The organism is Azospirillum aestuarii, from assembly GCF_016632405.1.
GTDB lineage: Bacteria > Pseudomonadota > Alphaproteobacteria > Azospirillales > Azospirillaceae > Azospirillum > Azospirillum aestuarii.
Window position 1 is genome coordinate 60,139 of the sequence record NZ_JAEPIV010000017.1, and the last position, 20,216, is coordinate 80,354.

The 20,216-nt window shown below is 70.0% G+C and carries 19 protein-coding genes and 1 tRNA gene; 1 reads left to right on the forward strand and 19 read right to left on the reverse strand.

Features of this window, described 5'->3' with window-relative positions; genetic code table 11:
* Nucleotides 1-183: 183 nt before the first annotated feature.
* From JJL56_RS23170 to rocF, 3 genes are all read right to left on the reverse strand, one after another.
* The gene (locus JJL56_RS23170) at nucleotides 184-1,299 is read right to left on the reverse strand and encodes a M14 family metallopeptidase (protein ID WP_145628383.1); all 1,116 of its coding nucleotides are present in this window, start codon (nucleotides 1,297-1,299) and stop codon (nucleotides 184-186) included.
* Nucleotides 1,300-1,546: 247 nt separating this feature from the next.
* The gene (rocD, locus tag JJL56_RS23175; RefSeq protein ID WP_200486474.1) at nucleotides 1,547-2,764 is read right to left on the reverse strand and encodes an ornithine--oxo-acid transaminase; all 1,218 of its coding nucleotides are present in this window, start codon (nucleotides 2,762-2,764) and stop codon (nucleotides 1,547-1,549) included.
* A 28-nt stretch (nucleotides 2,765-2,792) separates the two neighbouring features.
* Nucleotides 2,793-3,758, reverse strand: a complete 966-nt coding sequence (gene rocF, locus JJL56_RS23180; RefSeq protein ID WP_200486475.1) for an arginase — start codon at nucleotides 3,756-3,758, stop codon at nucleotides 2,793-2,795.
* Between the two features lie 130 nt (nucleotides 3,759-3,888).
* Between rocF and JJL56_RS23185 the strand changes: the two genes are divergently transcribed.
* The gene (locus JJL56_RS23185; RefSeq protein WP_200486476.1) at nucleotides 3,889-4,317 is read left to right on the forward strand and encodes an Lrp/AsnC family transcriptional regulator; all 429 of its coding nucleotides are present in this window, start codon (nucleotides 3,889-3,891) and stop codon (nucleotides 4,315-4,317) included.
* Between the two features lie 16 nt (nucleotides 4,318-4,333).
* On the opposite strand, the gene JJL56_RS23190 is transcribed toward JJL56_RS23185, so the two are convergent.
* The 16 genes from JJL56_RS23190 to hisG all read right to left on the reverse strand — a co-directional run bounded on the left by JJL56_RS23190 (nucleotide 4,334) and on the right by hisG (nucleotide 19,881).
* The gene (locus JJL56_RS23190; protein ID WP_200486477.1) at nucleotides 4,334-5,410 is read right to left on the reverse strand and encodes a ParA family protein; all 1,077 of its coding nucleotides are present in this window, start codon (nucleotides 5,408-5,410) and stop codon (nucleotides 4,334-4,336) included.
* 131 nt (nucleotides 5,411-5,541) lie between these two features.
* Nucleotides 5,542-6,327, reverse strand: a complete 786-nt coding sequence (locus JJL56_RS23195; RefSeq protein WP_200486478.1) for a galactosyltransferase-related protein — start codon at nucleotides 6,325-6,327, stop codon at nucleotides 5,542-5,544.
* Nucleotides 6,324-8,810, reverse strand: a complete 2,487-nt coding sequence (locus tag JJL56_RS23200; protein WP_200486479.1) for a tetratricopeptide repeat protein — start codon at nucleotides 8,808-8,810, stop codon at nucleotides 6,324-6,326. Before JJL56_RS23200 ends, JJL56_RS23195 begins: the two co-directional genes overlap by 4 nt.
* Before the next feature lie 10 nt (nucleotides 8,811-8,820).
* Complete coding sequence (locus JJL56_RS23205) at nucleotides 8,821-9,543, reverse strand: hypothetical protein (protein ID WP_200486480.1); 723 nt, start codon at nucleotides 9,541-9,543, stop codon at nucleotides 8,821-8,823.
* Nucleotides 9,544-9,565: 22 nt separating this feature from the next.
* Nucleotides 9,566-10,543: a glycosyltransferase family 10 domain-containing protein gene (locus JJL56_RS23210; RefSeq protein WP_200486481.1), complete on the reverse strand. Its 978-nt coding sequence runs from the start codon at nucleotides 10,541-10,543 to the stop codon at nucleotides 9,566-9,568.
* A gap of 166 nt (nucleotides 10,544-10,709) precedes the next feature.
* A tRNA-Phe gene (locus JJL56_RS23215) sits at nucleotides 10,710-10,785 on the reverse strand.
* 98 nt (nucleotides 10,786-10,883) lie between these two features.
* Entirely contained in the window at nucleotides 10,884-11,069 is a 186-nt protein-coding gene (yacG, locus tag JJL56_RS23220; protein WP_145628363.1) for a DNA gyrase inhibitor YacG, read from the reverse strand.
* A 3-nt stretch (nucleotides 11,070-11,072) separates the two neighbouring features.
* On the reverse strand, nucleotides 11,073-12,314 hold the full coding sequence (locus JJL56_RS23225) for a ribonuclease E/G (RefSeq protein WP_200486482.1): 1,242 nt from the start codon (nucleotides 12,312-12,314) through the stop codon (nucleotides 11,073-11,075).
* Nucleotides 12,311-12,916: a Maf family protein gene (locus JJL56_RS23230; protein WP_200486483.1), complete on the reverse strand. Its 606-nt coding sequence runs from the start codon at nucleotides 12,914-12,916 to the stop codon at nucleotides 12,311-12,313. The genes JJL56_RS23225 and JJL56_RS23230 overlap by 4 nt, the downstream gene beginning before the upstream one ends.
* A gap of 56 nt (nucleotides 12,917-12,972) precedes the next feature.
* A complete protein-coding gene (infA, locus tag JJL56_RS23235) occupies nucleotides 12,973-13,191 on the reverse strand; it encodes a translation initiation factor IF-1 (protein WP_014198195.1) in 219 nt (72 codons plus the stop codon).
* Nucleotides 13,192-13,334: 143 nt separating this feature from the next.
* The gene (locus tag JJL56_RS23240) at nucleotides 13,335-14,414 is read right to left on the reverse strand and encodes a lysozyme family protein (RefSeq protein WP_145628357.1); all 1,080 of its coding nucleotides are present in this window, start codon (nucleotides 14,412-14,414) and stop codon (nucleotides 13,335-13,337) included.
* A 110-nt stretch (nucleotides 14,415-14,524) separates the two neighbouring features.
* Nucleotides 14,525-16,828, reverse strand: a complete 2,304-nt coding sequence (locus JJL56_RS23245) for a hybrid sensor histidine kinase/response regulator (RefSeq protein ID WP_145628355.1) — start codon at nucleotides 16,826-16,828, stop codon at nucleotides 14,525-14,527.
* Nucleotides 16,829-16,964: 136 nt separating this feature from the next.
* Nucleotides 16,965-17,426 carry an arsenate-mycothiol transferase ArsC gene (locus tag JJL56_RS23250; RefSeq protein WP_145628353.1) on the reverse strand — a complete coding sequence of 154 codons (462 nt, stop codon included), beginning with the start codon at nucleotides 17,424-17,426 and terminating at the stop codon, nucleotides 16,965-16,967.
* A gap of 16 nt (nucleotides 17,427-17,442) precedes the next feature.
* A complete protein-coding gene (locus JJL56_RS33280) occupies nucleotides 17,443-17,925 on the reverse strand; it encodes a UPF0262 family protein (protein WP_145628351.1) in 483 nt (160 codons plus the stop codon).
* Nucleotides 17,922-19,229 (reverse strand): histidinol dehydrogenase, encoded by a 1,308-nt coding sequence (hisD, locus tag JJL56_RS23260; protein WP_200486484.1) that lies wholly within the window; start codon nucleotides 19,227-19,229, stop codon nucleotides 17,922-17,924. The genes JJL56_RS33280 and hisD overlap by 4 nt, the downstream gene beginning before the upstream one ends.
* Nucleotides 19,213-19,881, reverse strand: coding sequence for an ATP phosphoribosyltransferase (hisG, locus tag JJL56_RS23265; RefSeq protein ID WP_200486499.1), 669 nt, complete (start codon nucleotides 19,879-19,881; stop codon nucleotides 19,213-19,215). Before hisG ends, hisD begins: the two co-directional genes overlap by 17 nt.
* Nucleotides 19,882-20,216: the final 335 nt, after the last annotated feature.

Below are 20,216 nucleotides of genomic sequence, written 5' to 3' on the forward strand. Positions count from 1 at the left end.
CTGCTTTACCCAGCCACTCTCTTTGCAGGACATCAGAGCAGAAATTTAACAAGATGAAGAAGTAACTGACTATCTGCGCTGAATGGCCTGTGTGGTCGGGTCTTATAGTGCAGATCAGAACCTTTGCCTGATCAAGAAAAATCAACGGCTTGAGCCTATGGAGGCGGAGTTTGATCCGCGCTCTTATGCACTGAGCAACGGCCCCGTCCGCCGCAGCGTCGTCCCCGCCACCTTGGCGATCCGCTTGCCCGCCAGGGTGAAGCGGGTCGCGCTGTGGGCGTAGAGCACGCCCGCCGACTCGCTGCGCACCGGGGTCATCTCGCCGGTCAGCGGGTCGAGGATGTCGGCGACCACGGCGCCGGCCTCCACGCGGTCGCCCGCCTTGTGGTGGAAGACCACCACGCCGCCCACCGGGGCGGTCAGCGGTTCGGAGGATTCCAGCGGGGTCGGGGCGCACAGCGGCGCCGGCAGGGCCGGCGGCTCGCCGGACAGGACGCCGGCATGGGTGAGGAAGCCGGCGATGGCCCGGGCGTCCGCTTCGCCTTGGGCGTGCTCCACGTCGGCCTGCCCGCGCAGTTCCACGGTCACGGAATGGCAGCCGAAGGGGATCGGGCGGTCGGGCCAGAGCTTGGCAAGCTCGTTCCAGGGGCGGCTGACCGCCTCGTCGAAGGGGTCGCCGCCGGATTCCTCGGCGAGGAAGACCGCCCGCGCGCCCAGCAGCCGCTGCAACGGGGCGAAGGCCTCCGCCGAGGGCGTCAGGGTGTAGAGGTGCATCACCGCTTCCAGGTCGCAATGCAGGTCCAGCACCCAATCGGCCTGGAGCGCCAGGGCCAGAAGACGGTGCTTCATGTGCTCCGTCTCGGTGCGCGGGGTGCGTTCGGCCAGCGCGTCGGCCAGGGCGGCGCGGATGGCGGCCTTGTTGGCCTCGCCGTCGTCGGTCAGCCGGTCGGCGACGCGCTCGGCCACCGCCTCGGTCAGGTGGGGGTAGTCGCGGTTGAAGTTCTTGCCGTCGTCCTGGTCGAAGCGGCCCAGGTGATGGTCCATCAGCGACTGGCCCAGACCCACCGGGTTGGCGACCGGGACGAGGATCACCTCGCCGGCGATCCGCCCCTCGGCCTCCAGCGCGATCAGGATGCGGCGCAGCTTGTCGGCCACCAGCATCGCCGGGATCTCGTCGGCGTGCAGCGACGCCTGGATGTAGGCGCAAGGCCGCGCGCCCGCCGTGCCGAAGCGCTGAACGGTCAGGGTCCGCCGGGTGCCGGGGGTGGCGGACGGGAGGTCGATGATGGCGCTGTGCATGGCGGATCGCTGCTGGATGGATGGGAAGCCCACCCCACCGTGGCGAAGGCCGGGGCGGGCCGCAAGCGCCTTTTGCGCTGGGCTGTCGCGTTTAAGTCCCCTCTCCCCCCTGGGGAGAGGGTTAGGGTGAGGGGGGTGCGCTTGTGCCGGACGTACCGCCATGCGCACCCCCCTCACCGGCCCTCCGGGCCACCCTCTCCCCAGGGGGGAGAGGGTTAAAAAGGGGCGAACGCCATGCCTCTGCCCTTTACGGAACCGTGGTTCCCGTCAGGACGGCGTCGAACTGCTCCAGCGCCCAATCGACCTGCTCGCGGGTGATGACCAGCGGCGGGGCGATGCGGATGGTGTGGTCGTGGGTGTCCTTCGCCAGGACGCCGCGCGCCCGCAGCGCCTCGCAATAGCGGCGCGCCCCGCCCGCCTCCGGGTGAAGCTCCACCGCCAGCATCAGGCCGCGCCCGCGCGCCTCGCGGATCACGTTGCTGCGGATGGCGCCGAGCTGTTCCAGGAAATAGGCGCCCTGGGCGGCGGCGTTGTCGATCATGCCCTCCTCCACCAGCACCCGCATGGCGGCGCGGGCCACGGCGCAGGCCAGCGGGTTGCCGCCGAAGGTGCTGCCATGCTGGCCGGGCTTCAGCACGCCCAGCACCTCGGAGTTCGACAGCACCGCCGACACCGGGTAGAAGCCGCCGGACAGCGCCTTGCCGATCAGGGTGACGTCGGCCTCCACCCCCTCATGCTCCTCGGCCAGCAGCTTGCCGGTGCGGCCCAGCCCGGTCTGGATCTCGTCCAGGATCATCACGACGTTGCGCTCCGTGCACAGGTCGCGCACCCGGCGCAGATAGCCGGCGGGCGGGATGACCACCCCGGCCTCGCCCTGGATCGGCTCCAGCAGGACGGCCACCGTGTTGGCGGTCATCGCCGCCTCCAGCGCCGCTGCGTCGCCGAAGGGCACGGTGCGGAAGCCCGGCGTGAAGGGGCCGAAGCCGCCGCGGGCGTCCGGGTCGGTGCTGAAGCTGACGATGGTGATGGTGCGCCCGTGGAAATTGTCGGAGCAGACGATGATCTCCGCCTGGTTCTCCGGCACGCCGCGCACCTCGTAGCCCCACTTGCGCACCGTCTTGATCGCCGATTCCACCGCCTCCGCCCCGCTGTTCATCGGCAGGATTTTGTGGGAGCCGGTCAGCGCCGCCAGCTCCTCGTAGAACGGCGCGAGCTGGTCGTTGCGGAAGGCGCGCGAGGTCAGCGTCAGCTTGGAGGCCTGTTGCACCATCGCCTCCAGGATCTTCGGGTGGCAATGGCCCTGATTGACGGCGGAGTAGGCCGAGAGGCAGTCGAGATAGCGGTTGCCCTCGGTGTCCCAGACATAGACGCCCTCGCCGCGCGCCAGCACGACGTCCAGCGGCTTGTAATTGTGGGCGCCCAGGCGGTGTTCGGTCCCGATCAGGTCGGCGGCGTGCGGAAGCATGGCGTTCTCTCCGGGGTTTGTTTCTTCTTCAAACGGCTTGGCCGCCGATCTGCGACTGGGTGACGGCGGGGTCGATGATGCGGCGCCCGAACAGGCTCGCCACCAGATCGACCAGCAGGAGGGCGCTCTTGCCCCGCTCGTCCAGGAAGGGATTCAGTTCCACCACGTCCAGCGAGCCGACGACGCCCGCGTCGTGCAGCATCTCCATGATCAGGTGCGCCTCGCGGTAGGTCGCCCCGCCCAGCACCGCCGTGCCCACCGCGGGGGCGATGGCGGGGTCGAGGAAATCCACGTCCAGGCTGACATGCAGATGGCCATCGGCCTGCCGCACCCGCTCGATGATGCGGCGCATGTGGACGCCGACGCCGTGCTCGTCGATCAGCCGCATGTCCACCACGTCCACCCCGCGGGCGCGCAGCAGGCGCCGCTCGCCGGGGTCGAGGGAGCGGATGCCGAACAGATGCACATGCGCCGGGTTCACCGTGGCCCGCTGCTCCGGCGGGAAGACCTCGTCGAAGCCGTCCTCCCCGCACAGCAAGGCGACCGGCATGCCGTGCATGTTGCCGGACGGCGAGGTGTGGGGGGTGTTGAAGTCGCCGTGCGCGTCCAGCCACAGAACGAACAGCGGCTTGCCGGCCTCCCGGCAATGGCGGGCCACCCCGGTGACCGAGCCCATGGACAGGCTGTGGTCGCCGCCCAGGAAGACCGGCACCCCGCCCGCCTGCATCATGGCGTAGGAGCGGTCGGCCAGCGCCCGCGACCAGGCGGTGATCTCCGCCAGACGGGCCGTGGCGGCGTCGCCCTCGCTCCAGGGGTCGGGGGTCAGATCACCGAGATCGCGGACCTCGTGCCCAAGCTCGCGCAGGGCGCGGACCAGCCCCGCCGTGCGCAGCGCCGCCGGCCCCATCAGGGCGCCGGGATGGCCGGCCCCCGCCTCGATGGGAACGCCGATGATCTCCACGAAGCGCTGATCGTCCCGATCCTCCGACGCCATGCCGTCCCTCTCCCTGTGCGATCGTGCCTCCCATGACTATCGTGGGCGGAGCAGGCGGCAGAAAGACGGAAAAGTGCCAACGAACGGCGGCGTTTTTGACAGTCTGACAAGCCCGACTTATCATTCCGGCATGGACGACCTGGACCACCGCCTGCTGGGCCTGCTGCGCGCCGACGCGCGCCAGCCCGTCGCCGGCCTCGCCGCCGCGTTGAAGGTGTCGCGCGCCACCGTGCGCGCTCGCATCGACCGTCTGGTCGCGAGCGGGGTCATCGCCGGCTTCACGGTGCTGCTTCGCAAGGATCTGCGGCCCGCCATGGTCCGGGCCATCACGATGATCGAGGTGGAGGGCCGCGCCGCCGAGACGGTCATCGCCCGCCTGCACGGCTTTCCGGAGGTGCGGACGGTCTACACCACCAACGGGCGCTGGGACGTCGTCGCTGAAATCGAAACGGAGTCGCTGGAGGCCTTCGACGACACGCTGCGCCGCGTCCGGCAGATCGCCGGCATCGCCTCCACCGAGACCAGCATCCTGCTCTCCGCCCGCAAGGCGGTGCTGTAGCCTACCCGCCGAGAGATCAGCCGCCGAGACCGGCCAGGACCCCGCCCAGAAGCGGCTGGCCGAACAGCGCGCCCAGCGCGAAGCCGACGATCAGCCCGACCGCCGCCGCGACCAGCGCCCGGCCGCCGCCCTTCGGCGCCTCAGCCCCCGCGCCACGCCCGTTGTTGCCGCCCGTGGAGTCGTCGCCCTCGTCCGGCGCCGCCGCGCGGCGGGCGCTGTAGGAGGAGTCGGTGTCGGCGTGCCAGGCGCGGATGCGGTCCTGCGCCGGCTTCAGCTGCTCGTCGGTCGGGGAGGAGCCGCGGCCGTGGACGATTTCCCAGCCCAGCGCCAGGAAGCGCGTGGTCGTCCGCCCCTCCGGGCTGAAGATCGCGGCGGGCATCCGGCGGTAGGTCGCCTTCACCACGTCCACGTCGTAGGGGATCGCCGTGCGGAACATCAGTTCCGGGAACTCGGAGCGCAGCAGGGTCAGCGATTCGCGCCCGACCTCGTCGTTGGTGATCGACAGCATCAGGATGCCGGCCACCGACAGGTTGGGGTTCATGCCCTTCTGGATGTGCTCGACCACCGACAGGGTGCGCTTCAGCCCGTCCAGCGCGTAGCGCCCCGGAAAGACCGGAAGCACCAGCCGGTCCGACGCCGCCAGCGCGCCCGCCGCCAGATGGCCGAGCGCCGGCGGGCAGTCGATCACCACGTAATCCGGCGGGTTGCGCGAGAAGTGCAGCGCCTTGCGCAGGCCGCGCTGCGAGCCGCCGCGGGCGTCCAGAGCGTGCTCCAGCGAATAGAGCTTCCGCGCGCCGACGATCATCGACAGCCCGTCGAAGCTGGTCGGGGTGATGGCGTCCTCGACGAAGGTGTCCTGGCTCAGCAGGTCGTTGATGCCGACCCGCGCCTTCTCCCGCAGCAGGAAGTTGCTGGTGGCGCTGCTCTGCGGGTCGAAGTCGATCAGGACAACGCTCTTGCCCAACGCGGCCAGCGCCAGGGCGAGATTCACGGAGGTGGTCGTCTTGCCGACGCCGCCCTTCTGATTGTACACCGCCAGGATGGTCGGCTGCCGCGTCTCCGGCGCGTCGAAGACGTCTTCGTGGCTGGTCATGTCCGTTCCGCTTCGTCGTTCTGCGGGAATTCGATCTGCGGGCCAAACGCCGCCGCGAGCGCCGCACTATACGCATTCGAACGCGCCGGTGTCTTCCCGCAGATGCGCCGGAGTCCCGAAAGGTAACAGCTTCAGCGCGCCTTGAAGGCCGCCAGCTGGCCGGGCAGCGGCGCCATGGTCAGGCGGACGCGCACGATCTCCCATCGTCCCTCGGCGCCGGGATGGGTGCCATCGCAGGGGCGGCGGTCGAGAATCTCGAAGGACAGGCTGGACAGACCGTCCTCCTCCGGGATCGTCCCGCCGGACCAGTTCGCCTGGAACACCCGCTTGTTGACCCGCGAGATGGGCGAGGCCGAGGCGTCGGGGTTGAAGCCCTCGTTGTCGTGGTCCAGCGGTTCGAACCGGCCGGGCCGCCGCGCGGTCGGGATGCGGCGGGAGCGGATGCGCAGCGACAGGTCGAAATCCTCGTAGCCCCAGCCCCAATAGGCGTTGGAATAGCCGTCGATCCGCCGGAACACGTCGTTCGGCATCAGCAGGACGCCGCCCATCGTGCTCTCCAGGTCGGTGGTCACCGTCTGGTCCGAGCGGCCCGGCGCCACCGGCCGCTGCTCCGCCCCGAAGGACAGGATGGGGGTCGGCCGGTCCACCCGGGAGTAATCGGCGTCGATGGGCAGATAGTCGATGTCGTGCAGGCAGGTGTAGCCGCTGTCGGCCTCGCCCAGCAGGAAGCCGACATTCTTGATGGCGCCCCGGTTGAAGGGCAGCCCGGCCTCCTGCTCAACGATGGTGACGCGGTAGTCGATGGGCTCAGCCAGCGTTGCAAAGTAAGCGCCGACCCGCGGCACGAATTCCCGCAGATGCGCCTCGCGGTCGCGGTAGGGCACGACGATGTGAAGCCGCCGGTCGGTGGTCGTCATCGCGTGTCTCCTGCCGGTGCGAATCGTTGCCGGATGGCGCGATAGGCGTCCTCCAGATCGCGGGCGAAGCGGTCGCCGTCGAACAGCGGGCTGGCCGTCCGCGCGGTTGCCAGACGCGCCTTCAGCCCGGCCAGCCGCCCCGGATCGCGGGCGAGGTCCAGGGCCAGCGCCTCGTAGGCCGCTGGCGAGTCCGTCACCAGTTCCGGCAGCCCCACCGTGTCGAGCAGGCTGGCCGCCACCCGCCCGGCGAAGGTGGCGCCACGGCAGGTCAGCACCGGAAGCCCGGTCCACAGCGCGTCGCTGGCCGTGGTGTGGGCGTTGTAGGGCAGCGTGTCGAGGAACAGGTCGGCCAGCCGGTGCCGCGCCAGATGCTCCGCCAGGGGCCGCGGCGGCGCGAAGACGAGGCGTTCCGGCGCCACCCCGCGGGCCGCCGCCTCGCGCCGCAGGTTGCCGACCACCAGCGGGTTGCCGGCGTAGAGCCACAGCACGCTCCCCGGCACGGCGCGCAGCAGCCGCGCCCAGACGTCGAACAGAGCGGGCGTCAGCTTGTAGGGGCTGTTGAAGCAGCAGAAGACGAAGCCATCCTCCGGCAACCCGCAATCGGCGCGCGTCGGCATGCGCTCCGCGATGGCACGGTGGCGGTCGTTGGGCTGGTAGCAGTGGGGAAGCCGCACCACCGCCTCGCTGTAGAACTCCTCCTCGCCCGGCGGGATGGTCACCGCGTCGGCCAGGATCACGTCGATGAAGTCCGCCCCCATGGTGCCGGGATAGCCCAGCCAGTTCACCTGCACCGGGGCGGGGCGCGCCGCCAGGATCGCCGTGCGGGCGAAGGCCGTGTAGCCCTTCAGGTCCACCAGGATGTCGATGCCGTCGGCGGCGATGGCTTGCGCGGCGTCGCGGTCGGAACGGTCGCGCAGATCCACGAAGCGCTCCACCGCCGTGGTCAGACGCCGCCGCATCGGGCTGCCGTCGTCGATGCCGGTGGAATAGGCGGTGACGGCGAAGCGCGTCCGGTCGTGCCGCTCCAGAAGCTCCGCCATCAGATAGGCGGTGGCGTGCTCGTGGAAGTCGGCGGAGAGGTAACCGACGCGCAGGCGCCCGTCTCCGGGTATGGCGGGCCGTGCCACCGTCGGAACCCCGCGCGCCTTCTGCCGTGCCCAACGCTCCGCCGCCGCCCGCTGGTCCGCCGGCGTCGTGTCCACCGCCAGGAGGCCGAAGGGCGGCACGCCCAGGGCACCGTCGCGCAGCCGCCCGATCAGGTCGCTTTCCAGCGCCGGCAGGTCGCGCCAGTCGCAGGCGTGCCTCTGCTGCTGGACCAGCTGCGCCAGCGCCGGGTTGTAGGCGGGGGAAAGCCGGCGGACACGGCGGAGGGCCTCGATGGACGGTGCGATCCGGTCCGCCAGCGTCGCGGCGGCGGCCAGATCCTCCCACCCCCCCTGGTCGCCGGGATCGAGGGCCACGGCCCGGCGCAGCGCGTCGAGCCCGGCGTCCGGCCGCAAGGCGCCGGTCAGCGTCTGGCCGAGAATCCGCCACGCCATGGCATGCTCCGGATGCCGTCCGATCGCGCCGCGCAACAGCGCCAAGGCGCCCACCGTGTCGTGCAGGCCGCACAGTTCCACCGCCAGATCGACCGCCGCCGCCGGGGAGACGGGCTGGAGCCTGAGAACCTTGCGGTACTCCGCCACCGCCTCATCCCGCCGCCCGGCGGCGGCCAGCGCGTTGGCAAGGTTGTGGCGCACACCGGCATCATCCGGCGCCAGCCGTGCTGCCACCATGTTCGCCGCTACCGCCTCGCCCCAGCGACCTGCCGCGTGGGCGGCGTTGCCGAGCAGCATCCAGCCGTGCCGGTCCGCCGGGTTCAGCGCCGCCATGCGACAGCCGATCCGCCACGCCTCGTCCCGGCGCCCGGCGGCCAGGGCGAGAACGCCGAGATTGTTAAGGGACACCGCATGCTCCGGACTGCGCGACAGCGCCGCACGGTAGGCGGTTTCGGCTTCACCGGTCCGGCCCAGACTTTCCAGCGCAACCGCCAGATTCTTCCAGATGCCGGCGTCCTCCGGCCGGTGGCGCAGGGCCTCGCGGTAGGCCGCCTCCGCCGCGCCGGGTTGGCCCTGCTCCTGAAGCGCCACGCCCAGATTGTTCCACACCTCGCCCAGACCAGGGCAGGCGGCCAGGACGGCACGGTAATGCGGTTCGGCCTCCGCCGGGCGTCCCTGGGCGTGGAGGGACAGCGCCACCCCGTAATGGGCGTCGGGGGAGTCGGGCGCCAGCTTCAACGCCGCGGCGTAGACCGCCCCCGCCGGCCCCCATTGCGACAGCCCCGCCAGCAGGCCGCCGAAATCCAGATAGATGTCGACGTCCTTGCGCAGCGCCAGCGCCTGCTGGAACAGCGCCACGGCCTCGCGGACGCGGCCCTCGCGCTGGGCGGCGACGGCCTGCCGGTGCAGCACAGCGGCCCGTTCGGCGGTTTCGGGGAGGTCCATGCGCGCCCTCTCAATCCCGCTGGCGGGTGTGCAGCAGGATGCGCGGGATCTCCGGCGGGCGGCGGTCGTCGCCCCATTGCGAGATGTCGGCAATCGTGCTCACCCCGCGGCGGCGGGCCAGCAGGCTGAGGATGCTCTGGTCGTGCCGGTGGTCGCGGAACTCCGGGTAGTTGGGCTTGCCGCACTCGTTCGGCGCGTCGGTGAGAATGCGCTCGTCCTGGGCGAAGCGCAGCCATTCGGAGACGAAGGCGATGGTTTCCGGCGTCCGTTCGCAGACGATGAAACTCGCCAGGATCTGGGTGGCGTCGGTGTACTCGGGCCGGTCCAACCGCATGAAATGGAAGCAGTCGCGCTTGGTCCAACCGCGATTCTTGAACTCGTCCTGCAGCGTGAACAGCAGGATGGGCAGGTCGCGCCGCTCCCGGCAGAGGTCGATCACCGGGTCGGCGCGGTGCACGAAATGGGCGCCGCTGTCGCAGTAGAACAGCACGTCGCCGTCCTTCAGATGATCGCGCAGCAGGGTCCACACCGCCCAGGGCTTCCACAGCCAGTAGCCCGCCCCGCGCGGCTGGTCGAGGATAAAGCGGTTGCGCTCGACGAAGGCCGGGTCGATGTGGCTTCGGCCCAGCATCGCCACGGAATCGAAGCCGCCGATTTCCATCCCGCTCCGCGCGTTGCGCTTCTGCGCCGCCAGAAAGTCCCCGTCCGCGTAATTCAGCAACACCCGCGCCATCGGCTCCCCCTCCCCCCGGCCCTTACAGCCGGCTCTCGATCCAGTCGGCGAGGCGGTAGGCGTCGAAATGGAACTCCTCCGTCCCCAGGAAGGGCGCCACGGCGCGGTAGGCGCAGTAGGCGTCGTAATCACCGTCCAGCGCCAGGATGTGCTCCGCCGCCTCCTCGTCCGTGGCGAAGCGCGACACGTCGATGAAGCTGCCCGCCGCCACCTCCCGCTCCACATCGGGATCACCCCAATAGAGCGGCACCGCCCCGGCCTGGAAGACGTCGAGGATCTTTTCCGTCAGATAGCCGGGATGGCTGGCGTTCTCGAAGGCGAAGGCGAAGCGGTAGCGTTCGAAGACGCGGATCTTCGCCAGCCAGCCCATCTTGACGACGCTGCCGGTGTTGTTGAGGTGCCAGCCCACCGAATCGACGCGCCGCCGCGCGTCGAGCGCCGGGAAGAAGCGGTTGCGGCGCTCCCCGTTCGGGTTCTTGTAGAGGAAGGCGCAGAAGTTGCGCTCCGCGAAGGCCGCCCGCGAGGGCGGCACCGGCGGCAGGACGGGCGAGCAGAAATGCGGCACCGCCCCCTCCCGCATGTGCTCGTAGGCGTGCATGACGTAGAGCGGCAGGCGGTAATGGCGCGGGTCGCCAACGCGGTCGAAGGACACCGCCATGTCGAAGCCGTCCAGCGGCGGGCGCACATTCTCCCCGGTGAAGAACAGGGTGCGCCGGCTGCGCGCCGCGCGGTGCCGCCCGCCGAAGACCGACACGATGGCGAGATCGCTGTCGTCCTCGACCACCGACAGATCAAAGCGACTGGACAGGATCTCGATGAAGAAGTTCGTGCCCGTGTCGAACTCCGGCCAGAAGTCGTGGAAGGCCAGCTTCAGCCGGGGTCGGCCGCCGCGCCGCCCGCGGTAGGGGCCGTGCAGCAGGAAGCGGTCGAGCCGCTCCGGGTCGCCGCCGGGCTTCGCCAGGAATTCCTCAAGAAACGCGCTTGTCCGCTGATCGAGCATCCCGCCATCCGCGCCGGATCGTTGCGCGACGCACGATACGGTCGCCGCGGCGCGAACGCCACCTCTTCCGCGCGCTCGTCGGGTCGGGTGGAGCGATGCGGACAACAAAAAACGCCCCGCGGATGACGGAGCGTTCAAAACACCACGGCCCCATAAGGGGATGAAGTGGTGCCCAGGGACGGAGTCGAACCGCCGACACGGGGATTTTCAGTCCCCTGCTCTACCAACTGAGCTACCTGGGCACCGAGGCCGCGGTGGAGACCGCGGCGCGTCGAGGCGCGCTTTGTAGGCAAATTCGCCGGGCCTGTCCAGCCCTAAAATGCAGAAATCCGCCGCCCCGTCACTCCCGCTCGTCGGCCTCCTCGGCGTCCGGACGGTCAGGGCTTTCGATGCGGTAGACGCCCCCCAGCCAGCGCGACAAATCCACGTCGGCGCAGCGCTTGGAGCAGAAGGGCTTGGTCTCCTCCACCGCCGGGCGGCCGCAGATCGGGCAGGCTTTCTCAGAAGGCTTTTCGTTGTCGTTCATCGCTCAATCCTCCACCGCGGCCGTACGGACGGTTCCCAGCAATTCGGCCAGGGCCGTGCCGCGCCGGGCGCGGGTCATCTCCACCAGACCCAGCTTGGACAGGCCATAGACCTGGGTCTGCGCCGGGTCGTCCTCCACCGCGCGGGACAGGGCGTTCAGAAGCCGTTCGGCGTCGCCCCGGTTGCGCATGTTGACGAAATCGACGACGACGATCCCCCCGGCGTTGCGCAGGCGCAGTTGCCGGGCGATCTCCGCCGCCGCCTCCAGATTGACATCCAGCGGGTTGCCGCGCTCCCCCGCATTGACGTCGACGACGGTCATCGCCTCGGTCCGCTCGATCACCAGCGACCCGCCGCCGGACAGCGGCACCCTCGTGCCGAGCAGTGTGTCAATCTCAGCGTCGAGATCCCGCAGGTCAAAGAGGCGCTGCCGGCAATCGGACGGCGCGGCCAGGAGCCGGGCGTCGAACGGCTCCACCCGCTCCTCCAGGTCCGGCGCGCGGTCGGCGCACCAGCCGGCGAGGTCGCGGGCCAGCGTCGAGTCGTCCACGAGTATTCGCGACGGGATGACCGCCCCATGCTCGATCAGGGCACGGCGCGGCGCGTCGGGACCGGTCAGCAGCAATGAGGGTCCGCCGCCGCGCTCCGCCGCGTCGCGAATCTGCCGCCACGCCAGATGCAGCGCGTCCGATTCCGCGGCCAGCAGCCCGTCCGACGCGGCGGCGGCGCCCGCCCGGACGATCCAGCCGGTGCCGGTGGCGATGTCCTGGATGCGCCGGGCCAGCTCGGTGCGCTCCGGCCCGCTGCCCAGCCGCTTCGACACCGCCACGTCGCGTCCCAGCGGCGCGTGCACCAGGAAACGGCCCGGCAGGGTGATGTCCATGGTAAGGGACGGCCCCTTGGCCCCGGTGGCGTCGGCCTTCACCTGCACCAGCACGGTCTGGCCGGTGCGCAGCAGGTTGCCGATACGCTCGCCCTTGGCCTTCGGGCGCCCCTGCGGCCCGCGGGCGTCCAGCGCCGAGAGCAGGCCGGACTTGCCGGTGCCGAGATCGACGAAGGCGCCGTCCAGCCCTGTCGCGATGCGCTCCACCCGGCCGAGGAAGACATGGCCCAGCAGGGACGGACGCTCGGCATGGTCGATGTAGAGGTCGGTCAGCCGCCCGCCGGTCAGCACGGCGGCCCGCGTCAGCGGACCGTCGCGGTCGATGAGGATTTCCGTTCCGCTCCCGCCCGCTGGGCCGCTCACGGCAGCGGGAACCCCGCGCCGCGCAGCAGCGCCGCCACTTCGAACAGGGGCAGCCCGACCACGTTGCTGTAGGAACCGCCGATCCAGCGGATATGGGACGCCGCCCGGCCCTGGATCGCGTAGCCGCCCGCCTTGCCCTGCCATTCGCCGGAAGCGATGTAGGACTCAGTCTCCTCGTGGGACAGCGACTTGAAGGTCACGTCGGTGCGCACCAGCCGATCCGACCGGCGCAGCGCCTCCCCGTCGCCGGTGGGCGACAGCAGCACGACCCCGCCGAGCACCCGGTGCCGACGCCCGGACAGCAGGCCGAGGCAGGCGCGGGCCTGCTTCTCCTCCTCCGCCTTGGGCAGGATGCGGCGGCCGCAGGCGACCACCGTATCGGCGGCCAGCACGAAGGCGCCGGGATGGCGCGCGGCCACGGCGGCGGCCTTCTCGCCGGCCAGACGCAGCGCGTGCTGGGGCGGAAGCTCCCGCGGCAGGGGCGACTCGTCGATGTCTGCGGGGTCGACCGCGTCGGGCACCACGCCGATCTGGCGCAACAGGTCGAGCCGGCGGGGCGAGGCGGACGCCAGCACGAGCCGGTGGGTGGTTTCGGTGCTCATAACGCGGGAAGGATGGCCGACGGTGGAAACCGGTTCAACGCGGGAAACCGGTTCAATCACTTGAACCGGAACGTGATCCGGCCCTTGGTCAGGTCGTAGGGCGTCATCTCGACGTTGACGCGGTCACCGGCCAGCACGCGGATGCGGTTCTTGCGCATCTTGCCGGAGGTGTGCGCCAGCACTTCATGCTCGTTGTCGAGCTTCACACGGAACATCGCGTTCGGCAGCAGCTCGACGACGGTCCCGGAGAACTCGATCAGATCTTCCTTAGCCATAGCCCCTTAAGTCCGTAACAGTTTCGAGGCAATAACTGACCTCCCGAAGCCGCCCGGTCAAGGGGGATTCCACCGGGGGCGGTTGAGCCTCCGGCGTGGGGGTTGGCCAAAGCCTTCCAGATGGGACGGAAACAGCCGGCGGTTCAGCCGAGCGGGTTTCCGTCGCCGTTTTCATACTCCGCCGCGCCGCCCGCGTCCATGCCCGCGGTGCCGCCAAGCGCCGCCGACTGGAAAGAACTGAGCGGCGAGGGGCCGCCATCGAGCCGGACGCGGGGTTCCGCGGCCTGTGCGATGCGCTCGAACATCTCTTTCTGGTCGGTGTCCATGCGGCGCGTCAGCCGCGCGACGGTTTCCGACGCGCTGAGTTCCCGGCCCGAGGCGCGGTCGTAGAACAGACCCCGGTTGCTCCGCGCCGCGGCGGGCAGAAGCTCCGCGGCGGCGGCTCTGGGCGACGACTCGGAGGCGCGGATCAGCTTGGCGGCCCCGCCCACCCCCAGCACATAGGCGATGCGGCTCTCGGTTTCTGACACCGGGCGCTTCAGCCGATCCTCCAGCCGGTCGCGCCCCTCGGACAGGTAGCGCGCGGCCATCCCGGCGGAGAGGTCGACATCGTGGCGCAGCGCCAGGATCTGGCGGCGCAGCGCCGGGTCCTTGACCGAGGGGATGCCGTTGCGGCTCTGGATCGCGCCCGCCAGCTCCCCCTGGCCATAGGCGGCGCCATGGCGGCGGAACAGATCCAGCCACGTCCGCTCCAGGAACTGGAACGGACCGGCGGCGGAGCTGGAGCGGTTGCGGGCCGCCGGGTCCAGGCCGCTTTCCTGGGTCGCCTGGGCGAGGATGGCGGTGAAGCTGTGGCCCGACAGGCCGGCGACCTGCTGGGCCGCCAGAACCACCCGCCCGGCGGCGGGGTTGTTCGCCAGGGCGGCGCCGATCACCGTCGATTGGGTGCCTGACCCAGCAGCAGCCATCGCAGCGGCCTCGGGCTTGCGGGCGGGAAACGGCACGCGGGTCCCGTCGGCGAGCTGGATCGGCGCCTCCGGCTTTGCCGCCGGCAGGGGTGGCACCTTCTGCCCGTTGTTCAATCGCCCGCGGGGGACTGGCTGGGCATCCGCCAGCGCGCTCTGGAACGACCCGCCCGACGCAGCGCCCGTGGAGGACGACGGCGCGGGAACATCCGGCTTGCGCTCGGGAATCGGGGCGAGTGGTGGCAGCGCGACCTTCATGGAACACCGGAACCGTCAGACCGGAACCGCTATCGCGGAACCCTTCGTCGCAGCTTTAGCGCAAAAGCCTTAATTTTTCTTAATCATTGAGCCGGGTCGGCACGAGGGGCTCAATCGCCCGGCGTGTCGGCCATCCGGATGGGGCCGGCGTCGACGGCCGTCCGCCGTCCTTCGCCGTTCCAATGGTCGATGGCGGCCAGAAGGCGTCTCTTTTCCAAGGGCTTGGCCAAGTGATCGTCCATCCCGGCCTGCCGGCAGCGCTCCACCTCCACGGCCAGCACGCCCGCCGACAGGGCCAGGATCGGGATGCGGCCCAGCGGGCCGGGAAGCGCCCGGATGCGCCGCGTCGCCTCCAGCCCGTCCATCACCGGCATCTGCACGTCCATCAGGACGAGGTCGTAGGCGCGCTCCTGCACCGCGGTCACGGCGGCTGAGCCGTCCGGCACCGCGTCCACATGATGCCCGGCCCTGGTCAGCATGGCGATGACCAGATCTCGGTTCATCGCCAGATCCTCGGCGAGCAGAATTCGCGCACCGTGGCTGAACGGCTGATGGTGCAGGGCGCCGCCGTCGTGGTCGTCCCGTTCCGGCGCGCTGGCGGGCTTCAGCGGCAGGCTGAACCAGAAGGTGCTGCCGACGCCGGGACGGCTTTCCACGCCGATCTCGCCGCCCATCAGCTCGATCAGACGGTGGCAGATGGCCAGCCCCAGCCCGGTGCCGCCGCGCCCGCGGTCCAGCTGGCTGAAGCGCTGGAACAGCTCGCGCTGGCGGTCTTCGGGCACGCCGATGCCGGTGTCGCTGACGGTGAAGGTGTAGCGGCGCGCGCCGGCCTCGTCCCCCATGGCCTTGACGGTCAGGCGGACGCTGCCGGTGTCGGTGAACTTCACCGCGTTGCCCAGCAGGTTCAGCAGAATCTGGCGCACCCGGTCGGGGTCGCCCAGCACATAGCCGCGCGCCGCCGCGGAGACGGAGGTGTGCATCTCCAGCCCCTTCTGCTCGGCGGCCAGCCGCACGATGGCCTGGCAGCGGTCGGCCAGATCGTCCAGCCGGAACGGCACGCGGACCAGATCGAGCTTGCCCGCCTCCAGCTTCGAGAGGTCCAGCACGTCGTTGATGACGGTCAGCAGGGAGCGCCCGGCCTCCCGCACCTGGGAGGCGTAGCGCCGCTGTTCCGCGGTCAGCGGCGTTTCCAGGAGCATGTCGGCGAAGCCGATCACGCCGTTCATCGGCGTGCGGATCTCGTGGCTCATGGTCGCCAGGAAATCCTCCTTGGCGCGGCTGCCGGCGCGGGCCTCCTCCATGGCGGCGCGCAACTCATGCTCGCGCCGCTTCAGCCGGCCCGACATGTCGTTGAAGGCGCTGGCCACCAGCCGGATCTCGTCGGGGGCGCCGCGGGCCTCCACCACGATCCCGACGTCGCCGGCCCCGATCCGGGTCGCCGCCTGGCTGAGAACGCGCATCCAGCGCAGGACCGAGGCGTGGAGCAGCGACCACAGCGCCGCCACGCTGAGCAGCCCGGCGATGCCGAGCAGGACCAGCCCACGCACCAGGTCGCGTTGGGCGTCCGCCACGATCGGCCCGGTCGGCATGCCCACGGCGAAGACGGTGTCGGTCTCCGGGGAATGGCGGAAGGCCCAGATGCGGTTCAGCCCATCGGCGCTTTCGCCCTCGAACGCGCCGCTGCCCTCGGCCAGCATGCGCCGGATGTGCGGAAAATCCCCCATGCTGCGCCCGACCCAGCCTTCCGGATCGGGCTGGCGCGCGATCAGCACGCCGTGGCGGTCCAGCACCAGGATGCGCGCGTCGTCCTGCCGCGTCACCTTCACGAGATCGGTCAGCCACGCCAGATCGATGGCGACGCCCAGCACCCGCTCGATCTCGCCCTTCACCAGCACCGGCTGCACCGCCAGGATCAGCGGCTTCCCCGACCGCTTGCCGATCACCACCTCGCTCAGCACGAAGGACTTGGTGTCCAGCGCCCGCTGGAAGTATTCGCGCTCGCGCAGGCTCATTCCGGAGCCGGGGCCGGTGGTGTCGCAGATGAGGAGGCCGTTCGGATCGGTCACCCACACGCCGGTCGTCCAGCGGTGCTGCCGCGGCATCGGCGCCAGCGTGGCGACGCAGGCATCGGTGCTGCTGTGGTCGGCATCGCGGACCGCCGGCACCAGGGCAAGAACGCTCAGCAGGTTCCGCGCCTCCCCGATCAGGTCGCGCTGGCGCTCCACCCCGTCCTCGGTCAGGTGCCGGGCCAGTTCCCGGGCGCTGCTCAGCCGCTGGTCGAGCTGCTGGTCGAAGAAATACAGCGCCCCGGTCAGCGGCAGGGCCAGGGACGCCAGAACGACGCCCATCAGACGCAGACGGAGACTCCGCAGGCCGGTGGCACGAAGCAGGCGGGACGGCAAACCGGCGAGCATCAGGCGGAGAACCTTCTCAAGGGCCTCTAGAGGCTAAGGGGAGGAGCGCACGTCATTCGATGATCCACCTCAATAGCACCTCAACCCATCCTTGAAAAAGGACTTCACATAATCCCGCCGCCAAACCTGCGGATGGTCACACCGTCGGGCCGCGGGTCAGCGGAAACCGTTCCTTGATCCTGCCCAGCAGCCCGTCGCGCACCTTGCGGTAGGCCTCCAGCATGGCCTCGCGGTTGCCGTCCACCAGGGTGGGGTCGAAGGTGTTCCAGAACTCGACGTCGCAGGCCATGGTGCGGGTCATCTCGATGGCGCGGTGCTGCGCCTCCGGCGACAGCGACACGATCAGGTCGAAATTCGTGTCCTCCAGATCCTCGAAGCTGCGGCAGCGGTGGCGGGACAGGTCGATGCCCATTTCCTCCATCACCGCCACGGCGAAGGGATCGACCTCGTCCCCCTCGCGCACGCCGACCGAATCGACATAGACGCGCGTGCCATGGAAATGGCGCATGATCGCGGCCGCCATCGGCGAGCGGATCATGTTGTAGGTGCAGGCGAACAACACGCTCGTCACGGGGAGCGGTTGCAGCACCGGGGCCATGCGCCGCCCGACCCCGTCAGCCGCGGATGTGGAGGACGCAGATCAGCGTGAACAGCCGACGCGCCGTCTGGAGATCCATTTCGACCTTGCCGGCCAGCCGTTCGCGCAGCATCTCCGATCCTTCGTTGTGCAGGCCGCGGCGCCCCATGTCGATCGCCTCGATCTGCGAGGGCGAAGAGCGCTTGATCGCCTGGTAGTAGCTTTCGCAGATCAGGAAATAGTCCCGGACGATCGACCGGAAGCCGGTCACCGGCAGGGTGATCTTGTCCAGCGCGCTGTCGTCGTCGCGCCGCACGTCGAAGACCAGCCGGTTGTCCTCGATCGACAGATGCAGGTGGTAGGGGCCGCAATCGGCGTGGTCGCAGGGGAAGAACTCGTTGTCTTCGAGCAGGTCGAAGATGGCAACCGCGCGCTCGTGCTCGACCTCCGGCTTGCGCCGGATCACGGTCTTCTCATCGAGCGTCACGTGGACGATGCGGCGGTTGCCCTTCGTGCTCACCCCTGACCTCCCCCCGGCAGGCGCAGCGCCACCGACAGCGCGTGCGCGTCCAGACCTTCCGAGCGGGCCAGCGTCACCGCCGCCGGACCGATCGCCGCCACGCTGTCCGCGTCGCAGGCGACGAAGGTCGTCCGCTTCATGAAATCCAGCACGTTCAGGCCGGACGAGAAACGCGCGGAGCGCGCCGTCGGCAGGACGTGGTTCGGCCCGGCGACGTAATCGCCGATGGCCTCCGGCGTGTAGCGGCCGAGGAAGATGGCCCCGGCGTTGCGCACCTTTGCCGCCAGCGCGTCGGGGTCCTCCACCGCCAGTTCCAGATGCTCCGGCGCCAGCCGGTCGATCAGGGCCGGCGACTCGGCCAGCAGGTCGCGCACCACGATGATCGCGCCGTGCTCCCGCCAGCTTTCCCCGGCGATGGCGGCGCGCGGCAGCGTCTCCAGATGCTTGTCCACCGCCGCCGCCACCGCGTCGGCAAAGGCCGGGTCGTCGGTGATCAGGATCGACTGGGCAGACGTGTCGTGCTCCGCCTGGGACAGCAGGTCCATGGCGATCCAGGCCGGGTCGTTCCGGTTGTCGGCGACCACCAGGATCTCCGACGGGCCGGCGATGCTGTCGATGCCCACCGTGCCGTAGACCAGCCGCTTGGCGGCGGCGACGAAGGCGTTGCCGGGGCCGACGATCTTGTCCACCGGGGCGATGGTCTCCGTGCCGTAGGCCAGCGCGGCCACGGCCTGGGCGCCGCCGATGCGGTAGATCTCGGTGATGCCGCAGCGCTTGGCGGCGGCCAGCACCAGCGGGTTGATCGCCCCGTCCGGAGTCGGCACCACCATGACGATGCGCTCCACCCCGGCGACCCTGGCCGGCAGCGCGTTCATCAGGACGGAGCTGGGGTAGGACGCCGTGCCGCCCGGCACATAGAGGCCGGCGGCCCCGACCGCCGTCCAGCGGGCGCCCAGCCGCACGCCCTGGGCGTCGCGGTAGTCGGTCGTCTCCGGCACCTGGAGCCGGTGGAAGCTCTCGATGCGCTCCGCCGCGGTGTCGAGCGCGCGCAGCAGGTCGTCGCCGCACTGCCCGACCGCCGCGTCCACCTCCTCCTGGGAGATGCGCAGGGTCGCGGGGGTCAACGTCTGGCGGTCCCAACGGGCGGTGTAGTCGATCAGCGCCGCGTCGCCGCGCTTGCGCACCGCGTCGATGACGCCGGCGACCAGGGACTGCACATCCTCGCTGGTCTCGCGCTTGGCGTGCAGAAGCCCCTCAAACCCTTCGGCGAAGCGGGGGTCCTGGGCATCAAGCCTGACGGGCATTCACAGCCTCCCGGAAGCGTTCGATCCAGCCGGAGATTTCCTCGGGCCGCGTCTTGAAGGCGGCGCGGTTGACGATCAGGCGGGAGGTGACGTCGGCGATGTGCTCGATCTCCACGAGCCCGTTCGCCTTCAGCGTCGAGCCGGTGGACACCAGATCGACGATCCGGCGGCAGAGACCGAGGGTGGGGGCAAGCTCCATCGCGCCGTTCAGCTTCACGCACTCCGCCTGCACCCCGCGCGCCGCGAAGTGCTTCCTGGTGACCTCCGGGTATTTGGTCGCGACGCGCACGTGGCTCCAACGCGACGGATCGTCGCTCTCCCCCAGTTCGACCGGTTCGGCGACCGACAGGCGGCACTTTCCGATGCCGAGGTCGAGCGGCGCGTAGATCTCCGGATAGTCGAATTCCATCAGCACGTCGTTGCCGGCCACGCCCAGATGGGCGGCGCCGAAGGCGACGAAGGTCGCCACGTCGAAGGACCGGACACGGATGATGCTGAGATTCGGGATGTTGGTCGCAAAGCGCAGGAGCCGGCTGTCCGCGTCGTCGAACGCCGCTTCCGGCTCGATGCCGGCGTGGGCGAGCAATGGGCGCAGCTCCTTCAGGATGCGTCCCTTGGGCAGGGCCAGAACCAGCGGCTGAATGGCCGACACGTTCGACGACGCATCGGCCGGCGTGCTGGGCGCCGGCGCGCCAAGAGCACGGGTATCGGCGGGCAAAGAACTCTCCTCGGGCTGAACCGCTGCCCGGATATACCACATTCCGCGCCGCCGTCACGGTCTTAGGAGGCTTAGTGCGGTGCAGGGCGGCCTTGTTGGCGATGATCGCCGTCCGCGCTTCGTCTGCGGGCATATTTAACAGTATAAAATTGCTCTATTTGCATTTTCACACTTTTCTTCTCATTTTCCACCTTGACCGAATGCCCATCGACATTGTAGATAAATCCCCGGACGCCCAAGGGGGGCGCCCCGCGGCAATTTGATCGCCA

Coding starts and splice junctions, on each gene's coding strand:
- JJL56_RS23170 (WP_145628383.1), bottom strand. CDS start 1,299: ATGCACAGCGCCATCATCGACCTCCCGTCCGCCACCCCCGGCACCCGG.
- hisD (WP_200486484.1), bottom strand. CDS start 19,229: ATGCCCGTCAGGCTTGATGCCCAGGACCCCCGCTTCGCCGAAGGGTTT.
- JJL56_RS23195 (WP_200486478.1), bottom strand. CDS start 6,327: ATGACGACCACCGACCGGCGGCTTCACATCGTCGTGCCCTACCGCGAC.
- JJL56_RS23205 (WP_200486480.1), bottom strand. CDS start 9,543: ATGGCGCGGGTGTTGCTGAATTACGCGGACGGGGACTTTCTGGCGGCG.
- JJL56_RS23210 (WP_200486481.1), bottom strand. CDS start 10,543: ATGCTCGATCAGCGGACAAGCGCGTTTCTTGAGGAATTCCTGGCGAAG.
- JJL56_RS23240 (WP_145628357.1), bottom strand. CDS start 14,414: ATGAAGGTCGCGCTGCCACCACTCGCCCCGATTCCCGAGCGCAAGCCG.
- JJL56_RS23190 (WP_200486477.1), bottom strand. CDS start 5,410: ATGACCAGCCACGAAGACGTCTTCGACGCGCCGGAGACGCGGCAGCCG.
- JJL56_RS23185 (WP_200486476.1), top strand. CDS start 3,889: ATGGACGACCTGGACCACCGCCTGCTGGGCCTGCTGCGCGCCGACGCG.
- JJL56_RS23230 (WP_200486483.1), bottom strand. CDS start 12,916: ATGAGCACCGAAACCACCCACCGGCTCGTGCTGGCGTCCGCCTCGCCC.
- rocF (WP_200486475.1), bottom strand. CDS start 3,758: ATGGCGTCGGAGGATCGGGACGATCAGCGCTTCGTGGAGATCATCGGC.
- JJL56_RS23250 (WP_145628353.1), bottom strand. CDS start 17,426: ATGGCCCCGGTGCTGCAACCGCTCCCCGTGACGAGCGTGTTGTTCGCC.
- JJL56_RS23245 (WP_145628355.1), bottom strand. CDS start 16,828: ATGCTCGCCGGTTTGCCGTCCCGCCTGCTTCGTGCCACCGGCCTGCGG.
- rocD (WP_200486474.1), bottom strand. CDS start 2,764: ATGCTTCCGCACGCCGCCGACCTGATCGGGACCGAACACCGCCTGGGC.
- infA (WP_014198195.1), bottom strand. CDS start 13,191: ATGGCTAAGGAAGATCTGATCGAGTTCTCCGGGACCGTCGTCGAGCTG.
- JJL56_RS23200 (WP_200486479.1), bottom strand. CDS start 8,810: ATGGACCTCCCCGAAACCGCCGAACGGGCCGCTGTGCTGCACCGGCAG.
- yacG (WP_145628363.1), bottom strand. CDS start 11,069: ATGAACGACAACGAAAAGCCTTCTGAGAAAGCCTGCCCGATCTGCGGC.